At 68.0% G+C, this 17,630-nt stretch carries 15 protein-coding genes; 6 read left to right on the top strand and 9 right to left on the bottom strand.

Features of this window, described 5'->3' with window-relative positions:
• Positions 1 to 13 precede the first annotated feature (13 nt).
• Genes MU407_RS03090 through MU407_RS03075 form a run of 4 tightly spaced genes read left to right on the top strand, consistent with a single transcriptional unit; the run spans position 14 to position 4,716 of the window.
• A complete protein-coding gene (locus MU407_RS03090) occupies positions 14 to 1,600 on the top strand; it encodes an extracellular solute-binding protein (RefSeq protein WP_246955217.1) in 1,587 nt (528 codons plus the stop codon).
• Positions 1,601 to 1,604: 4 nt separating this feature from the next.
• A complete protein-coding gene (locus MU407_RS03085) occupies positions 1,605 to 2,618 on the top strand; it encodes an ABC transporter permease subunit (protein WP_102235840.1) in 1,014 nt (337 codons plus the stop codon).
• A gap of 1 nt (position 2,619) precedes the next feature.
• Positions 2,620 to 3,504 carry a carbohydrate ABC transporter permease gene (locus tag MU407_RS03080; RefSeq protein ID WP_246955214.1) on the top strand — a complete coding sequence of 295 codons (885 nt, stop codon included), beginning with the start codon at positions 2,620 to 2,622 and terminating at the stop codon, positions 3,502 to 3,504.
• A 3-nt stretch (positions 3,505 to 3,507) separates the two neighbouring features.
• Positions 3,508 to 4,716: a sialidase family protein gene (locus MU407_RS03075; RefSeq protein ID WP_102235842.1), complete on the top strand. Its 1,209-nt coding sequence runs from the start codon at positions 3,508 to 3,510 to the stop codon at positions 4,714 to 4,716.
• Positions 4,717 to 5,301: 585 nt separating this feature from the next.
• Here MU407_RS03075 and MU407_RS03070 read toward each other — a convergent pair.
• From MU407_RS03070 to MU407_RS03055, 4 genes are all read right to left on the bottom strand, one after another.
• Positions 5,302 to 6,978: a cytochrome bc complex cytochrome b subunit gene (locus MU407_RS03070; RefSeq protein WP_246955211.1), complete on the bottom strand. Its 1,677-nt coding sequence runs from the start codon at positions 6,976 to 6,978 to the stop codon at positions 5,302 to 5,304.
• 5 nt (positions 6,979 to 6,983) lie between these two features.
• On the bottom strand, positions 6,984 to 8,060 hold the full coding sequence (locus MU407_RS03065; protein WP_246955208.1) for a Rieske 2Fe-2S domain-containing protein: 1,077 nt from the start codon (positions 8,058 to 8,060) through the stop codon (positions 6,984 to 6,986).
• An 8-nt stretch (positions 8,061 to 8,068) separates the two neighbouring features.
• Positions 8,069 to 8,869 carry a c-type cytochrome gene (locus tag MU407_RS03060; protein ID WP_246955205.1) on the bottom strand — a complete coding sequence of 267 codons (801 nt, stop codon included), beginning with the start codon at positions 8,867 to 8,869 and terminating at the stop codon, positions 8,069 to 8,071.
• A gap of 91 nt (positions 8,870 to 8,960) precedes the next feature.
• Positions 8,961 to 9,692: a heme-copper oxidase subunit III gene (locus MU407_RS03055; protein WP_102235846.1), complete on the bottom strand. Its 732-nt coding sequence runs from the start codon at positions 9,690 to 9,692 to the stop codon at positions 8,961 to 8,963.
• A gap of 235 nt (positions 9,693 to 9,927) precedes the next feature.
• Between MU407_RS03055 and trpD the strand changes: the two genes are divergently transcribed.
• Positions 9,928 to 11,010 (top strand): anthranilate phosphoribosyltransferase, encoded by a 1,083-nt coding sequence (gene trpD, locus MU407_RS03050; RefSeq protein WP_246955202.1) that lies wholly within the window; start codon positions 9,928 to 9,930, stop codon positions 11,008 to 11,010.
• 89 nt (positions 11,011 to 11,099) lie between these two features.
• Here trpD and MU407_RS03045 read toward each other — a convergent pair whose 3' ends face one another.
• The 3 genes from MU407_RS03045 to MU407_RS03035 all read right to left on the bottom strand — a co-directional run bounded on the left by MU407_RS03045 (position 11,100) and on the right by MU407_RS03035 (position 15,059).
• Entirely contained in the window at positions 11,100 to 11,381 is a 282-nt protein-coding gene (locus tag MU407_RS03045) for an Lrp/AsnC ligand binding domain-containing protein (protein WP_102235848.1), read from the bottom strand.
• Positions 11,382 to 11,436: 55 nt separating this feature from the next.
• Entirely contained in the window at positions 11,437 to 13,113 is a 1,677-nt protein-coding gene (locus tag MU407_RS03040) for a DEDD exonuclease domain-containing protein (protein WP_246955199.1), read from the bottom strand.
• Between the two features lie 137 nt (positions 13,114 to 13,250).
• Positions 13,251 to 15,059, bottom strand: coding sequence for an AMP-dependent synthetase/ligase (locus MU407_RS03035; protein WP_102235850.1), 1,809 nt, complete (start codon positions 15,057 to 15,059; stop codon positions 13,251 to 13,253).
• A 205-nt stretch (positions 15,060 to 15,264) separates the two neighbouring features.
• On the opposite strand from MU407_RS03035, the gene MU407_RS03030 reads away from it, so the two are divergent.
• On the top strand, positions 15,265 to 16,200 hold the full coding sequence (locus MU407_RS03030; protein WP_246955196.1) for an ROK family glucokinase: 936 nt from the start codon (positions 15,265 to 15,267) through the stop codon (positions 16,198 to 16,200).
• Positions 16,201 to 16,277: 77 nt separating this feature from the next.
• On the opposite strand, the gene MU407_RS03025 is transcribed toward MU407_RS03030, so the two are convergent.
• A complete protein-coding gene (locus tag MU407_RS03025) occupies positions 16,278 to 16,835 on the bottom strand; it encodes a hypothetical protein (RefSeq protein ID WP_246955193.1) in 558 nt (185 codons plus the stop codon).
• The gene (locus MU407_RS03020; protein WP_246955190.1) at positions 16,832 to 17,605 is read right to left on the bottom strand and encodes an alpha/beta fold hydrolase; all 774 of its coding nucleotides are present in this window, start codon (positions 17,603 to 17,605) and stop codon (positions 16,832 to 16,834) included. The genes MU407_RS03025 and MU407_RS03020 overlap by 4 nt, the downstream gene beginning before the upstream one ends.
• Between the last annotated feature and the right edge of the window lie 25 nt (positions 17,606 to 17,630).

The raw sequence follows: 17,630 nt of genomic DNA, 5'->3' as shown, positions 1-17,630 counted from the left end.
GTTGGTAGGTGGATTGGCCGCAATAACCGCGAGCGGCTCAATAAGCGCGTGCGACTCGAGCAGTAGCCCGAAGGATGTTCAGCAGGCCAACTCGGGCGTAGAGCTGCCCACCTACACCAAATATGAGGGAGTCACCCCTGATTGGGCCGGGGACGACGTGCTGCTGGACGGCTTCAAGGAGTATCCGGCCGACCCCGTAGTTGGTGTCAATGAGCCGCCAGGAGACGGCACTCCGATCAGCTTCATCACCAACATTCCCGGTGCGATCCCGCCCCAACGGGAATCGAACCCGTTCTGGACGGCCATCGAGGAGAAGATCGGCTCCGAACTGCACATCGAGATGGCGCCCAACGCCGACTACCAAACGAAGTTCCAGACCAAGATCGCCAGCGGCGATCTCCCCGACCTCATCAACATCCCCACCAATATCTCGGACCTGCCCGGTCTGCTCGAAGCCACCTGCATGGACATCACCGAGCATGTCGCCGGGGACGCAATTTCGAAGTACCCCTATCTCGCCAACCTCGGGCCGGAGTATTGGAAGGGTTGTGTCGCGAACGGCGCGATCTACGGTGTGCCCGTCCCGCGGCTGTTCTCTCGCAACTTCTCCCTACTGACCCGCCGCGACCTGTTCGAAAAGGCGGGCATTGACCCCGATGTCCAACCGGAGACATGGGAGGAGCTCGTGGATCTGTGCGCTGAGCTCACTGACGCGAAGCGCGGGCGCTGGGCGCTGACCACCATGCCCAGCAATCTCGCGAACATGGCTGCGGGCGTGCCCAATGAGTGGCAGCGAGCCGCGGATGGCACGTTCACCCATTTCATTGAGCACGAGAATATGGCTGCGAGCCTCGAGGCTCAGTTACAGCTGTGGGAGGCAGGGGTCGTCAACCCTGACGCTTACACCGCGAACTCGAGCACCAAGAAGGAGTGGTTCACCGGTGGGAACGCTGCGATTGACTTCGACTCCTTTGTAGCCTGGACTCAGTACGAGTCGGCCTCCGCTTCGGTCGAAGACTTCTCTGTCGGCGGGATTATTGCGCCCTCTTACCAGGGTGCCGAACCATTCACCTGGTTGGGCGGAGCGCTGAACAACATCACCGGTTTCAACGCGGCATCGGAGCACTCAGTCGAGACATTGCTAGCGGTCGCAAACTGGTTCGCAGCGCCCTTCGGCACCGCCGAGTACCTCGAAAAGAAGTACGGCACCGAGGGGGAGCAGTACAAGCTCGACGGCACCGATCCCATCCCCACAGATCGCGGTGTGCTCGAGACCGGGATTGGTCTGCAGTACATCTGCGACTCCCCGATGGCGTACTACTTCCCGGGCGATCCTAGGGTTCCCGAGCGGCAGTATGCGGTGCAGGAGAGGATGTCCCAGAATCTTTCGCAGAACGCCGCCTACGGCCTGTACTCCGAAACCCTCGACCAGAAAGGCGGAGACCTCACCAGCCCCGTCTGGGATGCGATGAGTCAGATGGCGCAGGGCAAGCGCCCCATCTCCGAGTTGCCCGAGGTCGTGAAGACCTGGCGGGACGCGGGCGGCGCCAAGGCTGCCGAGGAGCTCGCAGAGGCGTATGAGGCCTCCGGGATCGAGTGAACCCATGAGTGTGACCGTCCCCCAGGCCCAGGGCGCCGCCCGCGAGGCGGAGAGCTCAGTCGGCGGCGCGGCGGGGCAATCTCCCTCGGAGCGGCGCCGCCCCGGTTTCTGGCAGAAGCTGTGGCGCGACCGCCTGCTGGTCATGTTCGCCCTGCCCGGCTTTCTGGTGCTGCTCGTCTACCACTATTACCCACTGCTTGGAAATATCATCGCCTTTAAGGACTACCGCCCCTACCGCGGTGTCTGGGGCAGCGACTGGGTGGGACTGAAGAACTTCGAGGTCATCTATACCGGTGATCCCGCCTTCCTCAACGCCCTGACCAACACACTGATCCTCACCGCGCTGCAGGCTGTACTTGTATTCCCTGCCCCGATCATCCTTGCGCTTCTGCTGAACTCCCTGCTCAACGAGAAGATCAAGCGGGTCATCCAGTCGATCTTGTACCTGCCGCACTTCCTGTCCTGGGTCGTTGTCGTGGCACTGTTCCAGCAGCTGCTGGGCGGCTCCGGGCTTTTGAACACCTTTCTGCGCGCACACGACCTCGGTGCGGTGAGCATTATCGGCAACGGGGAGCTGTTTCGCTATCTGCTGCTGGGCCAGGTGATCTGGAAGGACACCGGGTGGGCGACGATCATCTTTCTCGCGGCGCTGGCCACCATCAACGCCGAGTTGTACGAGGCCGCGGCCGTGGATGGTGCGGGCCGTTGGCGCCAGATGCTCCACGTGACCCTTCCGGGTCTCAAAGGCGTCGTGATCCTGCTGTTCATCCTGCAGCTGGGCACTTCGCTCACAGTTGGTTTCGAGCAAATCCTCCTGCAGCAGGCGGCGGTGGGGCTGGACCGCTCCGAAGTGCTCGACACCTTCGTATACAACCGGGGCGTGATCGGCGGCCACTGGGGGATGGCAACCGCGGTGGGCCTGGTCAAGAGCGTGGTCGGGGTTGCGCTCGTGCTCGGGGCTAACAAGCTCGCCCACGCCTTCGGCGAGGCTGGCGTCTACGCAACCAAGGAGTCATGACATGCCTGCTCTCCTAAACGGACAGGCCCCGCCCTCGGCACCCGAGCGCCTCATCAAGGCGATCGTGTTCACGGTGATGTGCCTCGCGGTACTGATCCCTTTCCTCGCCGTGTTCGCCACCTCGGTCGCACCCCGCGAGCAGATCAGTGCGGCCGGCGGGCTCGTGCTGCTTCCGCGTGGCATCGACCTCACCGCCTACAAAGCAATCTTCAGCGGGGGAGTGGTCACCCGCGCGCTCGGCGTGAGTGTCTTCGTGACCGTAGTCGGCACAGGACTGAGCCTGCTGGTCTCTTGCCTACTCGCCTACGCGATCAGCCGCAGTCACTTCGTGCTCGCCCGGCCCGTGCTGATGGTGGTGTTGATCGGGATGCTGTTCTCTCCGGGCATCATCCCGGTCTACCTGGTAGTGAAACAGACCGGTCTGCTGAACAGCCTGTGGGCGCTGATCCTCCCCACCATGGTCAGCGGCTTCAACGTGATCGTGTTGCGCTCCTTCTTCCAGGGAATCCCCGAGGAGCTCACGGAGTCCGCCACAATCGACGGCGCCTCTGAGTGGACGATCTTCTCCCGGATCGTGATGCCGCTGTCCAAGGCGGTGCTCGCCGTCATCGGTCTCTTCTACGCCGTCGGCTACTGGAACTCGTTCTTCAGCGCCCTGCTGTACATCGACGACGCCGCCAAGTGGCCGATGCAGCTGGTACTGCGCACTTACGTCGTCAACGACGCTGCGATGAGCCAGGCCGACATCGGCCTCGAGCAGATGCCGCCGCAGTCCTCGCTGCAGATGGCAATCCTCGTCGTCTCCATGGTTCCGATCCTCATCGTGTACCCGTTCCTGCAACGCCACTTCGCCAAGGGCGTCCTCACGGGCGCCGTGAAAGGATGACCGATGCGCACCACGACCTTCTTTACTACTGGCGCGCTCCTCGCGATGACCGCGCCACTGCTCGGTGGCACCCCTGCCGCGGCAGGCGATCCCGAATGGCCCACCGAGACCGACGGCGTGACAGTCTTCGACAAGGGCACCCACGGTTTCGAGTGCTACCGCATCCCCGCCATCGTCACCGCTCCCGATGGGAGCCTCCTCGCCTTCGCCGAGGCCAGGCGTGCCTTCGAGGACAGATTCTGCCATGACGACGGCTCGATCGACCTGGTCCTGCGCCGCAGCACCGACGGCGGCCGCACCTGGGGCGAGATGGAGACAGTCCTCGCCGGTGACCCCTGGGGCCGAGACGAGGGCGCCACACGCGGCAACCCCGTGCCCATCGTCATCAAGCACGGCCCCCATGCTGGCCGCATTGTGCTGCTAAGTACCTGGAACGTCGAGGGCTCCCGCGCCGAGCGACGGCCCTTCGTCCAGTACAGTGACGACAGCGGACGCACCTGGTCCGAGGCTGTCGACCTCACCGACCAGCTCAAGCCCAACTTCCCCGACGAGGGTTGGTACGCCACCGGTCCCCAGCACGGCATCGAACTGACGCGCGGTCCGCATGTCGGCCGTCTGGTCGCTGGGGTGAACTTTCTCGGTCCTAAGAGTGGTGTCTCCGAAGGCGGGCTCGCCTACAGCGACGATGGCGGGGTCACCTGGACTCTCGGCGCGACCGCGCCGATGCCCGAGGACGCCGACCACTTCTCCGAGGTTGCTGTCGAGGAGACCGCCGACGGATCGCTGTACGCGATCGGCCGTAGCCGCAAAGGGCCGAAGAGTGATGAGACCCGCGAGTTCTCGCGCGCTGTCGCGATCAGCCGTGACGGCGGTGAAAGCTTTGAGACCAAGACTTTCGAGTACCAGAGCGACCTGATCACGACTCCCGAAGTGCAGGGCTCGATCGTCAACGCTTCTCAAGCGTGCGGACCGGCCGGTGACCGGCTCGTTTACGCGGCGCCACAGCACGGCACCCTGCGTAAAGACCTGGGCCTGTTTGTCTCGGAGGACGCCGGTGCCAGTTGGACCCACCACGCCGACCTCACCCGCAACCGCTCAGGCTACTCGGACCTCGTGATGCTCGATTGCGACAACGTTGGCGTGCTTTATGAGACCGGGCTCGAATCGGGAGATGCACGCGACCGGATTGTCTTCCAGGTCGCCGAACTCTGAAGAACATCCGGGAGGATGATGCAACGCACTCTGGTTCAGTCCCTTCGTCCAGCTCAATGCGGCGCTGCTCCGTCCTGACTGCTGCATCGTTCCTGGGTCATCTGGCTCAATGAGAGCAGAACTGGGTGCGGGCAGCTAGGGCAGGTGTCCACCAGCTGGTGGTGAGGCGGGCAGTGAAAGGCCCCACACGGGATGGGGCATGGATGTTGATCTCGGTCCGGATCAAGACGGTGTGGGCGTCGAAGGCGTTGCCCATGATGCGCCATAGAACGTCCGCGATCGCGGGCTCTTCGACGAGCCGCACCGGAAGAGCCGCCGAGGAGACCGAGAGCGTAAGGGACTCTGGGGCCGATGGTCTCTGTGCCCGACGACTCGGATACCTTCGAGGACCTCTCGACCGTTTTCACGACCACCCGCATCGGCCCGAGCTCGAAAAGGCTCCAGCGCTGACGCCAACACCCCGATGCACGCGGGGGAGGAGCGCCACTGGCAGCCCTGCCAGCCGCTGCTGCGTTACATCAAGAGCGCGGGCCCCGAGGAATGATCCCTCGGGGCCCGCGCTCGTCTGCTGGGGCTCAGAGCCGCTCAGTGGCTCGCCTTCTCCATCGGCGTGCGGTAGTCACCGCCGGTGAGCTGATCGATCATGTGCTTCTCATGACCGGCATGCTCAAGAGCCTCGCGCAGCTCCGCGGGGGTGACCGGCTCGATGCGGTCCTTGAAGAAGAAGCTCGTGGCCTTGGCCCGCAGGGAGGAGACGCCCTTACCGGCCTTCAGCGGACGGTAGTCGTCATGCTGCACCAGAACCCAGCGGTCGTACTCGGACAGCGGAGTGTGGATCTCGATCATGTCACCGGTCTCGGTGCGCACAACCCGCGAGGACTCCAGGCCGTGCAGGGCCTGTTCGCGCTTATGCCGCTGGATGGACAGGCACAGCCGCTTAGTGATGAAGAACGCCAGCGGCGGCACCACGAAGATTCCGATGCGGAACGCCCACGTGAGGTCGTTGATCGACAGATCCAGCGCGATAGCGATGAGGTCGTTGGTCGCTGCGAGCGCGAGGATCAGGTAGATCATGATCCAGGCGACGCCGAGTCCGGTGCGGACCGGCGCGTTGTACGGCAGATCGTTCAGGTGGTGCTCACGGTCATCACCGGTCACCCACGCCTCGATGAAGGGGTATAGCGCCAGGAACCCGAGCAGTGCGCCATACACGGCCATCGGGATCAGCATGTTCAGCGAGATCGGATAGCCGAAGATCGTGAACTCCCAGCCCGGGATGAGACGCAGGCCACCATCGGTCCACAGCATGTACCAGTCCGGCTGCGAGCCCGCCGAGACGGGAGAGGGATCGTAGGGGCCGTAGATCCACATGGCGTTGATCGACGTGGTGGCGGAGATCAGGGTGATCACACCGAACACCAGGAAGAAGAAACCACCGGCCTTCGCGGCGTACACCGGGAACACCGGGAAGCCGACGACGTTGCGCTGCGTGCGGCCCGGGCCGGGGTACTGGGTGTGCTTGTGCAGCACGAGCAGCACCATGTGGATGCCGATCAGGCCCAGGATCATCGCGGGCACCAGCAGGATATGGATCGTGAACAGGCGCGGGATGATGTCGGTGCCCGGGAACTCGCCGCCGAACAGCAGCATCGAGAGGTAGGCGCCGACGATCGGGATGGACTTCATGAGCCCGTCGACCACGCGCAGACCGTTACCGGAGAGCACGTCATCGGGCAGGGAGTAGCCGGAGAAGCCCGCCACCATGCCAAGGACCATCAGCGCGAAGCCCACCAGCCAGTTCAGCTCACGGGGCTTGCGGAACGCGCCGGTGAAGAACACGCGGAACATGTGCACGAAGATCGCGACCATGAACACCAGCGCCGACCAGTGGTGCATCTGCCGGAACAGCAGACCGCCCTTGACCTCGAAGGAGATCTCCATCGTGGATTCGAAGGCGCGGGATACCGCGGCGCCCTGCAGCGGGACGTACGGGCCCTCATATACGACCTCCTCCATGGAGGGGTCGAAGAACATGGTCAGGAACGTGCCGGAGATCAGCAGGATGACGAAGCTGTACAGCGCCACCTCGCCGAACATGAACGACCAGTGGTCGGGGAAGATCTTCCGGGCGATGAAGCGGACGAAACCGCCGCCGGCCAGGCGCTGGTCGAGCCAGTCGCCGCCCACCGCGCCGAGCTTCATCACCCGCGAAGGCTGCTCCTCGGAGGAATTGCGGGAGGAGGAGGGAGTCGTGGTCGTCATGGGGATCACTTGTCCTTGTGGATGTCCCAGAAGCTGGGACCGATCGGCTCGGTGAAGTCGCCGGGGGCGATGAGGTAGCCCTCGTCATCGACCTCGATCGGCAGCTGGGGAAGGGGACGGTGGGCGGGGCCGAAGATGACCTTGGCACCGTCGGTCACGTCGAAGGTGGACTGGTGGCAAGGGCAGAGCATGTGATGCGTCTGCTGCTCGTACAGCGCCACCGGGCAGCCCACGTGGGTGCAGATCTTCGAGAAGGCCAGCACGCCCTCTACGCCCATTGCCATGGACTCGTCGTTCTTGCCCAGGGCCGGGTCGAAGCGGACGATCACCGCCGCGGCCTTGGCGCGTTCTTCGAGGTAGTGCTCGGTGTCGTGGGTCAGGCCCTCGGGCATGACGTGGAAGATCGAGTTCATCGCGACGTCGGACAGCTTGATGGGGGTGCCGTCGTGGTCACGGGCCAGGCGCTGACCGGGGTTGTGGCCCCAGTACGTGTGGTGCAGCTTGTTGCCCGGCAGCGGACCCAGGGTGGACAGCGGCGCTAGCACCGCAACCGGCAGCGCGGCCAGGGCCGCGACCATCGAGGTCACGATCAGGGGGCGACGGCCGATGCCGGACTCCTGCAGCCCATCGGTGATGATGCCGGCGGCGATGTCGCGGGTCTCATCGGAGCTGCGGATGTCGTGCCGCTCCTCGACCATCTCCTCATCGGGCATGAGGGTCTTGGCCCAGTGGATCGCCGCGGCGCCGATGAAGAAGACGGCGACTGCGAAGCCCAGACCGGTCACGAGGTTCGACCACCACAGAGCCTGCGGGGTGCCGGGCTCGGCGAAGAGGTTCGTGGTGCCCTCACCGTAGGGAGAGACCAGGAAGTACGCGCCGATGAAGACCACGGTGCCGATGACCGACAGCAGGAACATTCCGGCCACGACGCGCTCGGCGCGCTTCTCTGCGGACTTCGAGACGTCCGCCTGGCGGTGCTGATGCGGGGGCAGACCCGGGTTGGGGAAGCCACCGCCCTCCTTGGGGGCGAGCGCGGACACGCGCCCGGAGGAGGCGGGAGAGGAGGAAGGGGAGGTGTTCATGTTCGTGCTCACTTGGCCTTCGCCCCCAGCCACACAGCGCAGCTGAGGAGCAGGGTCAGGATGATCGTCCAGGCGTACAGGCCTTCGGTGACCGGGCCCAGGGAGCCCAGGGAGATGCCGCCCGGCGAGCCGGTCTCATCGATCGCCTCGAGGTAGGCGATGACGTCGCGCTTGTCCTCGGCGGAGAGGTTCGAGTCGGAGAACACGGGCATGTTCTGCGGGCCGGTCTCCATCGCCTCGTAGACGTGCTTGGGGTCCACGCCGACCACCGGCGGGGCGTACTTGCCGCGGGTCAGCGCGCCGCCCGCCCCAGCGGCGTTGTGGCACATGGCGCAGTTGATGCGGAAGATCTCGCCGCCCCTGGTGGGATCGCCCTGGGAGGCGTCGAGGTACTCGTCAGCGGGGACCGCGGGGCCCGGGCCCAGCGACGCCACGTAAGCGGCGAGCTGGCGGGTCTGCTCCTCGGTCATCTGCGGAGGCTTGCGGGCGGCCTGCGGCCCGGAGGCCTGCATCGGCATGCGGCCGGTGCCCACCTGGAAATCCACGGCGGCGGCGCCCACGCCGATCAGCGAGGGGCCGAGGGTCTCGCCCTCGAGATCCGTCAGGCCCTCGGCGTTGCGGCCGTGACAGGTGGCGCAGTTGGCCAGGAACAGCTGCTGGCCGGCGTCGATGTCATCCTGCGTGTAGGCCTCGGCCTGTGCGGTACTGGGCTGGAGGGCCGCGTACAGCCCGCCGGTCGCGACGAGCGCGAGCAGCAGGATCACGAGAAGCGCCATCGGATGGTGGCGACGTGCGGCGAGAGCCTTCACGGTTCGGACCTCGATTCGTGGAGGGGGCGGTCAGGGCGGGCGGATCGGGGAGCGGAAGGGAGAGCCGGGCGAGCGGCCCTGCCGGGGCGGGTCAGAAGATCGACCACACGAACTCGACCGGCACCACGTGGTTGGAGTTGACGAGGGTGAGGATCGGGTCCAGGAGGTAGACCACGAAGAACAGCACGATCCACACCACGTCCACGAAGTGCCAGTAGTAGGACACGCAGATCGCGGAGACCTTCTCGTGGGTGGTGAACTTCTCGGCGGCCCAGGCGCGCAGCAGCACCATGAGGAAGGCGATCAGACCGCCCAGCACGTGCAGGCCGTGGAAGCCGGTGGAGAGGTAGAAGATCGAGCCGAAGGGCGAGGACGACATCGTCACACCGTGGTGGACGAGCTCGGCGTACTCGAAGGCCTGACCGGCCACGAACACGGAGCCCATGATGAAGGTGAGCACGTACCACTCGACCATGCCCCAGCCGGCGATGTTGAAGATCGAGCCGGTGCGGCGCTTGCGGGGCGTGAAGGGCTTGCCCCAGGGGAAGCGGCCTTCGGCGATGTACACGCCCATCTGGCAGGTGAAGGAGGACGCCACCAGGATCGAGGTGTTCAGCAGCGCGAAGCCATGGGTGAAGTTCCCCTGGCCGGCGGAGAACGTGTCCGGCGACATCGAGCGGATCGTGAAGAGCATCGCGAACAGGCCGCCGAAGAACATCACTTCGCTCGCGAGCCAGACGAGCGTGCCGATCTGCGTGGGGTTGGGGCGGCCGACCGCCGGGGCGGCGGGCGCTGTGCGCTCAGGCAGGGTCGCTGTAGTCACGTCACCATTATGTCGTGTCGTCAGATTCGCGGTGTCGGCCCACGACGGCCGAGCACAGCGCGGGGCCTGCGCCCCGGGCGGACCCGGCCAGCATAGCTCGCCTGACGCAGTGTCATGAACCCGGACACGCAATCGATACGCGCTGGTGGCGGACCTTCGGGCCGCTGTGACCGTTCTGTGATCCGCAGCGTGGTCGGCGCCCCGGCCGTGGGCCCGGAGGTGACATCATCGAGGCATGAGCGAGAACACCCCCACCTGGCCCCAGATCACGTCGCGGCTCGTCCGCGGGCAGGACCTGGAGCCCGCGCAGGCCAGCTGGGCGATGGACGAGGTCATGTCCGGGAACGCGAACCCCGTGCAGCTGGCCGGATTCCTGGTGGCCCTCCAGTCCAAGGGTGTGACCAGCGGGGAGCTCGAGGCCCTCGCCGATGCGATGGTGGGGCACGCCCGCACGGTGGAGGCGCCGCGCGAGGCAGTGGACATCGTCGGCACCGGGGGTGATCTCGCCCAGACCGTGAACATCTCCACCATGGCCTCGGTGGTGATCGCCTCGACCGGCCGGACCGTGGTCAAGCACGGCAATCGCGCCTCCACCTCCCGCTCCGGCTCGGCCGATGTGCTCGAAGCGCTCGGGGTGCGCCTGGACCTCCCAGTTCCCACCGTGGAGCGGCTGATCGGGGAAATCGGGATGACCTTCCTGTTCGCGCAGGTGTTCCATCCTTCGATGCGCTTCGCCGCCGACGCCCGCAAGGGCCTGGGGATCCCGACTGTGATGAACATCCTGGGCCCGATCACCAATCCCGCGCGGCCGCGCGCGAGCGCCGTCGGCGTGGCGGATGTGGCCCTCGCCCCCGTGGTCGCGGGAGTGTTCGCCGCCCGCGACACCAGCGCGCTCGTGTTCCGCGGTCAGGACGGGCTGGATGAGCTGACGGTCACGGCGCCGAGCGATGTCTGGGAGGTCCGGGGAGGGCAGGTGCGTGAGCACGTGCTGGATCCCGCGGCGCTGCTGGGTATCCCGCGCAGCGGTCACGATGCGCTGCGCGGCGGCACCGCGGAGGAGAACGCCCAGGTGGCCCGGGATCTCTTCGCGGGGGAGTCGGAGGGCCGGATGGGACCCATCCGGGATGCGGTGCTGCTGAACGCCGCCGCGGGCATGGTGGCCTTCGACGGGATCGGCCAGGACGCGGCCGATGGGTTTGACGAGCGGCTGGCCGCCGCCTATGCCGAGGCCCAGGAGGCGCTGGACTCCGGGCGTCCGACCGTGCTCGTGACCCGGTGGGCGGAGCTATCGCAGCAGGAGCACGGCGCAGGCCGGTGAGCGCGCGGGCGCTCGGTTCTCCGCTGCGCCTGCACCAGCGCGCTCGCAGGCGCTCTCAGCGGTGGGTCAGGATCAGCGGTGGGGCCGGATCAGCTGTCCAGGCCGAGGTCGAAAGCGGCGTCCAGATCCCGGCTGGAGTACGTCTTGAAGGCGATGTTGGTGGTGGTCTCCAGCACGCCCTCGATCTTCGACAGCTGACCGGCGATCACGTCGGCGAGATCCTCATGGTTGCGCACCCGCACCACCGCGATGAGGTCCACATCCCCCGTAACCGAGTACACGTGATCCACTCCGTCGATGTCCACGATGGCCTGCGCGACCTCCGGGATGCGGTGGGGGTCGACGTCGATCGAGACGATGGCGGTGATCATGGCTCCTCCTGGGGCGACCGGTGGGCGCCGACGGCGCGCTGGCGATGCCTCGAGCCTAGACCGCCCGGGACGGTGCCGTGCGCGCAAAGCGCTCGCTGAGATGCTCGGGCGTGAAGCGGGCCCGGGCGGGGACCTGCCAGGTCCCCTCCACGAGGACCGTGCGCACACCCTCGGCCTCGAGCCAGCCCAGTAGGATCTCTGCCTCCTGGTGGTACCCCTGGCACAGCGGCGCGGCGAGCTCCGTCTCGCCCAGCCCCGTCATCGCCAAAGACCGGGCGAACGGCAGCGGATCAGTGCCCCAGGGCACCAGTGTGGTGCCGGAGAAGCGGCCATGCCGCACCGCCAGCAGCTCCCAGCCGCGGCCACCCAGCACCGCGGCCGTGCTGGGCCGCGCCGCGATCAGCAGCGGCACCGCCGCAAGCGCCCGCAGCCGACTGGCCCGTCGGGCCGCGCGCAGGTACGTCACCGCGAGCGCCCGCAGACGCTCCGCATCCTCGTAGCGTCCGGCCTGCACGTGGGTGCGCATCCGTGCGGCCACATGGTCGAGCACCTCCCGCGGGTCCTCGAGCAGCGCCCGACGCAGACTCTCGCGGTGCTCACCGCTGCGCAGGGCCGGCCCGCGCGAGAGGGCCCCGCGCGAGAGGGCAGAGCCGCGCCCCAGCACCGCGTCATACAGCAGATCCCGCAGCGGCTGAGCGTCATGATGCGAGGCGAGCGGGCCGATCTGCGCGGTGCCATCGGACTCCTCACGGGCCAGGCGTGCCGCTCGCAGACCTTCGGTCCCACGCCCCAGCCGCAGCCAGTGTGCTTTCTCGGGCTTCAGCCCCTGCTGGTTCGCGGGAGGCTGCTCACCGGCAATGATCCGCAGCTCGCGCACCGCCGCCTCCGTCGCCGTGGCGCATTCGATGACGTCGATCCGCTCCGCCCGCGGCAGCATGTCGAGCACCCGGCGACGCTTCTCCGCGGCCGTGAAATAGGTGCGCACCCGGGCACGCACATTCTGGGAGGTGCCGACATAGAGCGCATCCCCCTGGGCATCGACGAAGCGGTACACGCCCGGGACGGCCGGGATGTGCTCAGCCAGATGCTTCGTGCGCAGCTGCACCGCGCTGGGCTTGCGATGCGCCGCGGCGAGGTCCTCGAGCGTGGACGCGCCCGTCGGGCCCAATCGGCCGATGATGGCGTGCAGGACATCCACCGTGGCGCGGGCATCGGACAGCGCCCTGTGATCCGGGGTCACGGCGGCCCCGACATGCGCGGCGAGCGTCCCCAGCCGATGGTCACGCACCTCGTCACGATGGAACACGCGCCGCGCCAGAGCGAGCGTGTCCAGCACCGTCGGCCGCGTCCAGCCCAGGTCCAGGGCTGCCGCGTGGGCGGCGAGGAACCCGATGTCGAAGCGCGCGTTGTGCGCCACGAGCGCGGCGGGGCCCGCGAAATCCAGGAACATCGGCAGGGCCACCGCGATCGTCGGCGCCCCGCGCACCGTGGCATCGGTGATGCCCGTCAGCCGGGCGATGTACGCGGGGATCGGGCGCTCGGGATCCACAAAGGTGCGGAACTCACCGAGCACCTCGCCGCCGCGCACCTTGACCGCGCCGATCTCGGTGATCGCATCGCTCGTGGGATCGGTGCCGGTGGTCTCCAGATCCACCACGACGAGCGTCGCTTCGTCCAGCGGGGTGCCCAGATCCGCGAAGCTCAGCTGACGACGGGACGGGGCGGCGGGCATGCTGCCACGGTACGCCGCGGCCCCGACATCCCTGGGGGAGGCAGGTCGGGGCCGCGAGACGCAGCACAGCGTGCGGCGCGGTGGCCGCGCTACGGCGGTGCCGCTAGGCGGGCCAAGCGCCGATGCTGTAGCGCTGGTCAGGCCTTCGGCTTGGGGCCGGAGTAGATCTTGTCGATCACCTCGGCCAGGTCCTTGACCACGACGTTGCGCTTGAGCTTCATCGACGGCGTGAGGTAGCCGTTCTCCTCGGTGAAATCGGTGTCGATCACCTCGAAGACGCGGATGGACTCCGCACGGGAGACGGAGGTGTTGGCCGCGTCAACCGCGGTCTGCAGCTCGGCGCGAATCCGCTCATCGCGAGCGGCCTCGGCGACAGACATGGAGGGCAGATCATTGTTGGACAGCCACGTGCCCAGCATCTCCTCATCCAGCGTGAGGATCGCCGAGACGAAGGGCTTCTGATCACCGATGACGATGCACTGGCTGACCAGCGGGTGGGAGCGCAACTGGTCCTCGAGTTGAGCGGGCGAGATGTTCTTGCCGCCGGCGGTGACGATGACCTCCTTGGAACGACCGGTGATCGAGAGGTTCCCGTGCTCGTCCAGCGAGCCGAGGTCGCCGGTGCGGAACCAGCCATTCTGCAGCGACTCCGCCGTGGCCTCGGGGTTGTTGTGGTAACCGCGGAAGACCATCACGCCCTTGACGAGGATCTCACCGTTCTCGTCGATCGCGATGGTGGAGCCCGGCAGGGGCGGGCCGACGGTGCCCGGGCGCACATCCCAGGGCAGGTTCACGCTCACCGGCGCGGTGGTCTCGGTCAGGCCGTAGCCCTCCAGCACCGTCACCCCGATGCCGCGGAAGAAGTGGGCCAGTCGCGCGCCCAGCGGGGCACCGCCGGAGATGGCCGAGGAGACCTTCCCGCCCATGGCTTCGCGCAGCTTGCCGTAGACGAGCTTGTCGAAGGCGGCGTGCTTGAGCTTCAGGCCCAGCGGCACCTTCCCTTCGGACAGCGCGCGGGAGTAGTCGATCGCGGTCTGCGCGGCGCTGGCGAAGATCTTGCCGCGCCCCCCGGCGATGGCCTTGGCCTCGGCGCCGTTGTAGACCTTCTCGAACACTCGCGGCACCGCCAGCAGGAACGTCGGCTTGAAGGCCGCCAGATCCGGCAGCAGATTCTTCGTGTCCGGAGTGAAGGCGGTGGTCACCGGCCAGGCGACGGCCACCACCATGATCAGCCGGGCGAACACATGCGCCATCGGCAGGAACATCAGCAGACGCGAGCCGGGCGGGAGCACGGCCTCCCCCAGCAGCGTCACGGCACTGCGGGTGGTGTCCACGAAGTTGGCATGGGTGAGCTCGGCGCCCTTGGGACGGCCTGTGGTGCCGGAGGTGTAGATGATCGTGGCCAGGTCCTCCATACGACGGGAGGTGCGGCGCTGCTCGAGCTCCTCATCGCTGATGGACTCGCCGCGCCGGGTCAGCTCCTCGATGATCCCTTCCTCCAGCACGCCGATGCGCTCCAGGGTGGGGACCTCTCCGCGCACGGATTCCATGTCCTCGCGATGCCGGGCCGTCTCGACCACGGCGAAGCGGGCCCCGGAGTCCGAGGCGATCCACTGGATCTGGCTGGGGGAGGAGGTCTCGTAGATCGGCACGCCGACGCCGCCGGCCCACCACACCGCCCAGTCCACGAGCGACCATTCGTAGCGGGTGCGCGAGAGGATCGCGACCACGTCACCGCTGTCCACCCCGGACGCGATCAGGCCTTTGGCCACCTGCTTGACCTGGGTGAGGAAATCGGCGCCGCTGAGCGGGATGTAGGTGCCCTCGCCCCGGCTCAGCTCGAACACGGGCACCGAGGGGCTCGTGCGCAGCCGCTCCAGGAGGAGATCGGTGATGTTCTCCTCGGGGCGGCTCTCGTGCTGCGAAGGGGTGCTGGACTGTTTCATCGAATCTCCTTCGATCCGGTGGTGAGCATCGGGCGGTAGGCCGAGCACCGGCCCGGAAGCGCTGGTGGGGTCCCGAACATCGTACGTCAGGGGCCTCTACCATGGTGCCCCGGGTCCGTGCCCGCGAGCGGTCGGATGCACCCCGCCACCGTGGCGCGAGTCTCGGGACCCGGACCCCACAGCAGCCCCCAGGAACAGGAACAGCATGCTCTCCATCGGCGTGGATATCGGCGGCACGAAGATCGCGGCGGGAGTCGTGGATGAGGACGGCGAGATCATCGCCGCGACCACGCGCAGCACCCCGGCGACCGATGCGGCGCTGATCGAAGCCGCCTGCGCGGAGGCCGTCGCTGAGCTGCGCGGCGACCACGACGTGGTGGGCGTGGGCGTGGGGGCGGCGGGCTTCGTCAGCTCCGACCGTCGCACCGTGACCTTCTCCGCCAACCTCGCCTGGCGCGGTCATCCCCTGGCCGATGAGCTCGAGCAGCTCACAGGTCTGCCGGTGGTGGTCGAGAACGACGCCAATGCCGCGGGCTGGGCCGAGTACCGCTTCGGTGCCGCCCGCGAGGCCGAGCACATGCTCATGGTCACCGTCGGGACGGGCCTCGGCGGCGCCCTCGTGATGGACGGACAGCTGGTGCGCGGACGCTGGGGCTTCGCCGGGGAGATCGCGCATATGACGGCGGTGCCCGATGGGCAGTGGTGCGGCTGCGGTCGCCGCGGCTGCCTCGAGCAGTACACGGCCGGCACCGCGCTGGTGCGCACCGCCAAGCGCCGAGCCAGTGCGGGAGACCCGCTCATGGGGCCGCTCGTGCAGGCCGCCGGCGGCAGCCGCAAGGAGGTCGACGGGCCGCTGATCACGCGCCTTGCCCAGCAGGGGGATCCGGGCGCGGTGGAGCTCATCGCAGAGCTCGGCGACTGGTTGGGTCGGGGACTCTCCTCGATCGCCACGCTGCTGGATCCGGACATGATCGTGGTGGGTGGCGGGGTCGCCGCCGCGGGGGATCTGCTGCTGGATCCGGCGCGTGCCGCCTACGCCCGCACCATCACCGCAGCTGCGCAGCGGGAGCTCGCCCCGTTCGTGCTCGCCCGGATGGGCAACCGCGCCGGAATCGTCGGAGCCGCCGACCTCGCCCGCTGACCCGGCTCCGACGGCTGGCGAGCGCACGGCGTCTGACCAGGGCGAAGCAGCCCATCAGCGCACGGTCGGCGGTCAGCTCAGAGCTGGGCGCCGTCATCTCCATCCTGCCGTGGGGTGCGCGGTGCCCGGGCCAACAGGGCGATCACCCCGCCGATCGCCGCAGCGCCGCCGAGCAGCCCGAGACCGCGGGGCAGCGCTGGCGTGACGGTGGCGAGCACGAGCAGCAGGATCCCGCCCAGCAGGGCCGTCCATGCCCACAGCGCCCCGGAGGACGGTGGGGGCAGGTCCGGATCCGGGGGCTCGAAGTCCCCGTAGAGCACCTCGTCATCGTCGAGCTCGCGCGGGCCTGCTCCGCCGCGGATTCCCGCGGTGCCCATCGGCCCCACCGGAGTCCCGGCGGAGGGGTGCGCGGCCCGCGCCCGTGCCCGAGCTTCGAGATCCGGTGGCTGGTCGGGGGTTTCGGCGCTCCACTCCCACAGCTCATCGTCATCGCCGGGATGCGGCGGGGCGGCGGGCTCCCGCGGGGCCTGCCCGGGACGCAGTGCGAGGCCCTCGCCCTCGAGCATGCGGGCGAACTCGGCGTCGACGTCCCGGCCGTCGTCGGCGCCGGGCGGTGTGGGCTCCCGGGTGGTCATCGTCGGTGTTCCACAGTGATGAGGTGCTGGTCCAGAAAACGAGCTGTGGTCTCGAACAGCAGCGGCGCGTCATGGTCCAGCGGCGCCAGGTGGTAGCTGCGCGTGAGCGCCAGCCGCTCGACGGGGCCGCGCACCCCGGCTGCGACCAGATCGCTGTCCCGCGGTGGCACCACGTGGTCCACCCGCGATGTGGCCAGCAGCAGCGGGGCGCGCACCAGGTCCAGGCGCGAGCGGGTGCGGGTGAACAGGCGCCGCAGCTGCGCGACGGCGCGCAGCGGCATCCGCGCGTATGTCTCCTCCGCAACCCCGTCGCGTGCGAGGTCCGAGCCGATGCCCGGCAGGGTGGGTACGAGCGGGGCGATGAGCCCTGCCGCCCGGGCCGCGAGCGGCAGCGTCATCCCCGGGTTCACCGCGACGAGCGCGCCGATGTGCTCGCGCAGCTGCTCATCCTGGCCGAGCGCCAGCGTCAGGGTGCCACCCATCGACAGGCCCGCCACCGCAATGCGCCCATGCTGCTCGGCGAGCCCCAGAGCCGCCTGTTTCGCCGCCTCATACCAGTCCTGCCAGGCCGTCGACGCGAGATCGGCCACCGTCGTGCCATGGCCGGGCAGCAGCGGCAGATCCACGTCCCAGCCGCGCCCGGCGAGATCCTCCGCCCAGGGGCGCAGGGACTGCGGGGTGGAGGTGAAGCCGTGGACCAGGAGCAGCCCGCCGCGCGCGGTAGAGTGTCCCGGCGCGCGCCAGGGGCGGGTCAGTTCGCTGAAGGCCATGGCACCATCGTCGCATCCCCACCGC

The sequence above is a fragment of the Brachybacterium sp. Marseille-Q7125 genome (genome assembly GCF_023062615.1).
Taxonomy (GTDB): Bacteria; Actinomycetota; Actinomycetes; order Actinomycetales; family Dermabacteraceae; genus Brachybacterium.
Note: the sequence above shows the minus strand (reverse complement) of the source record. Positions and strands in the feature narration are given on the sequence as shown.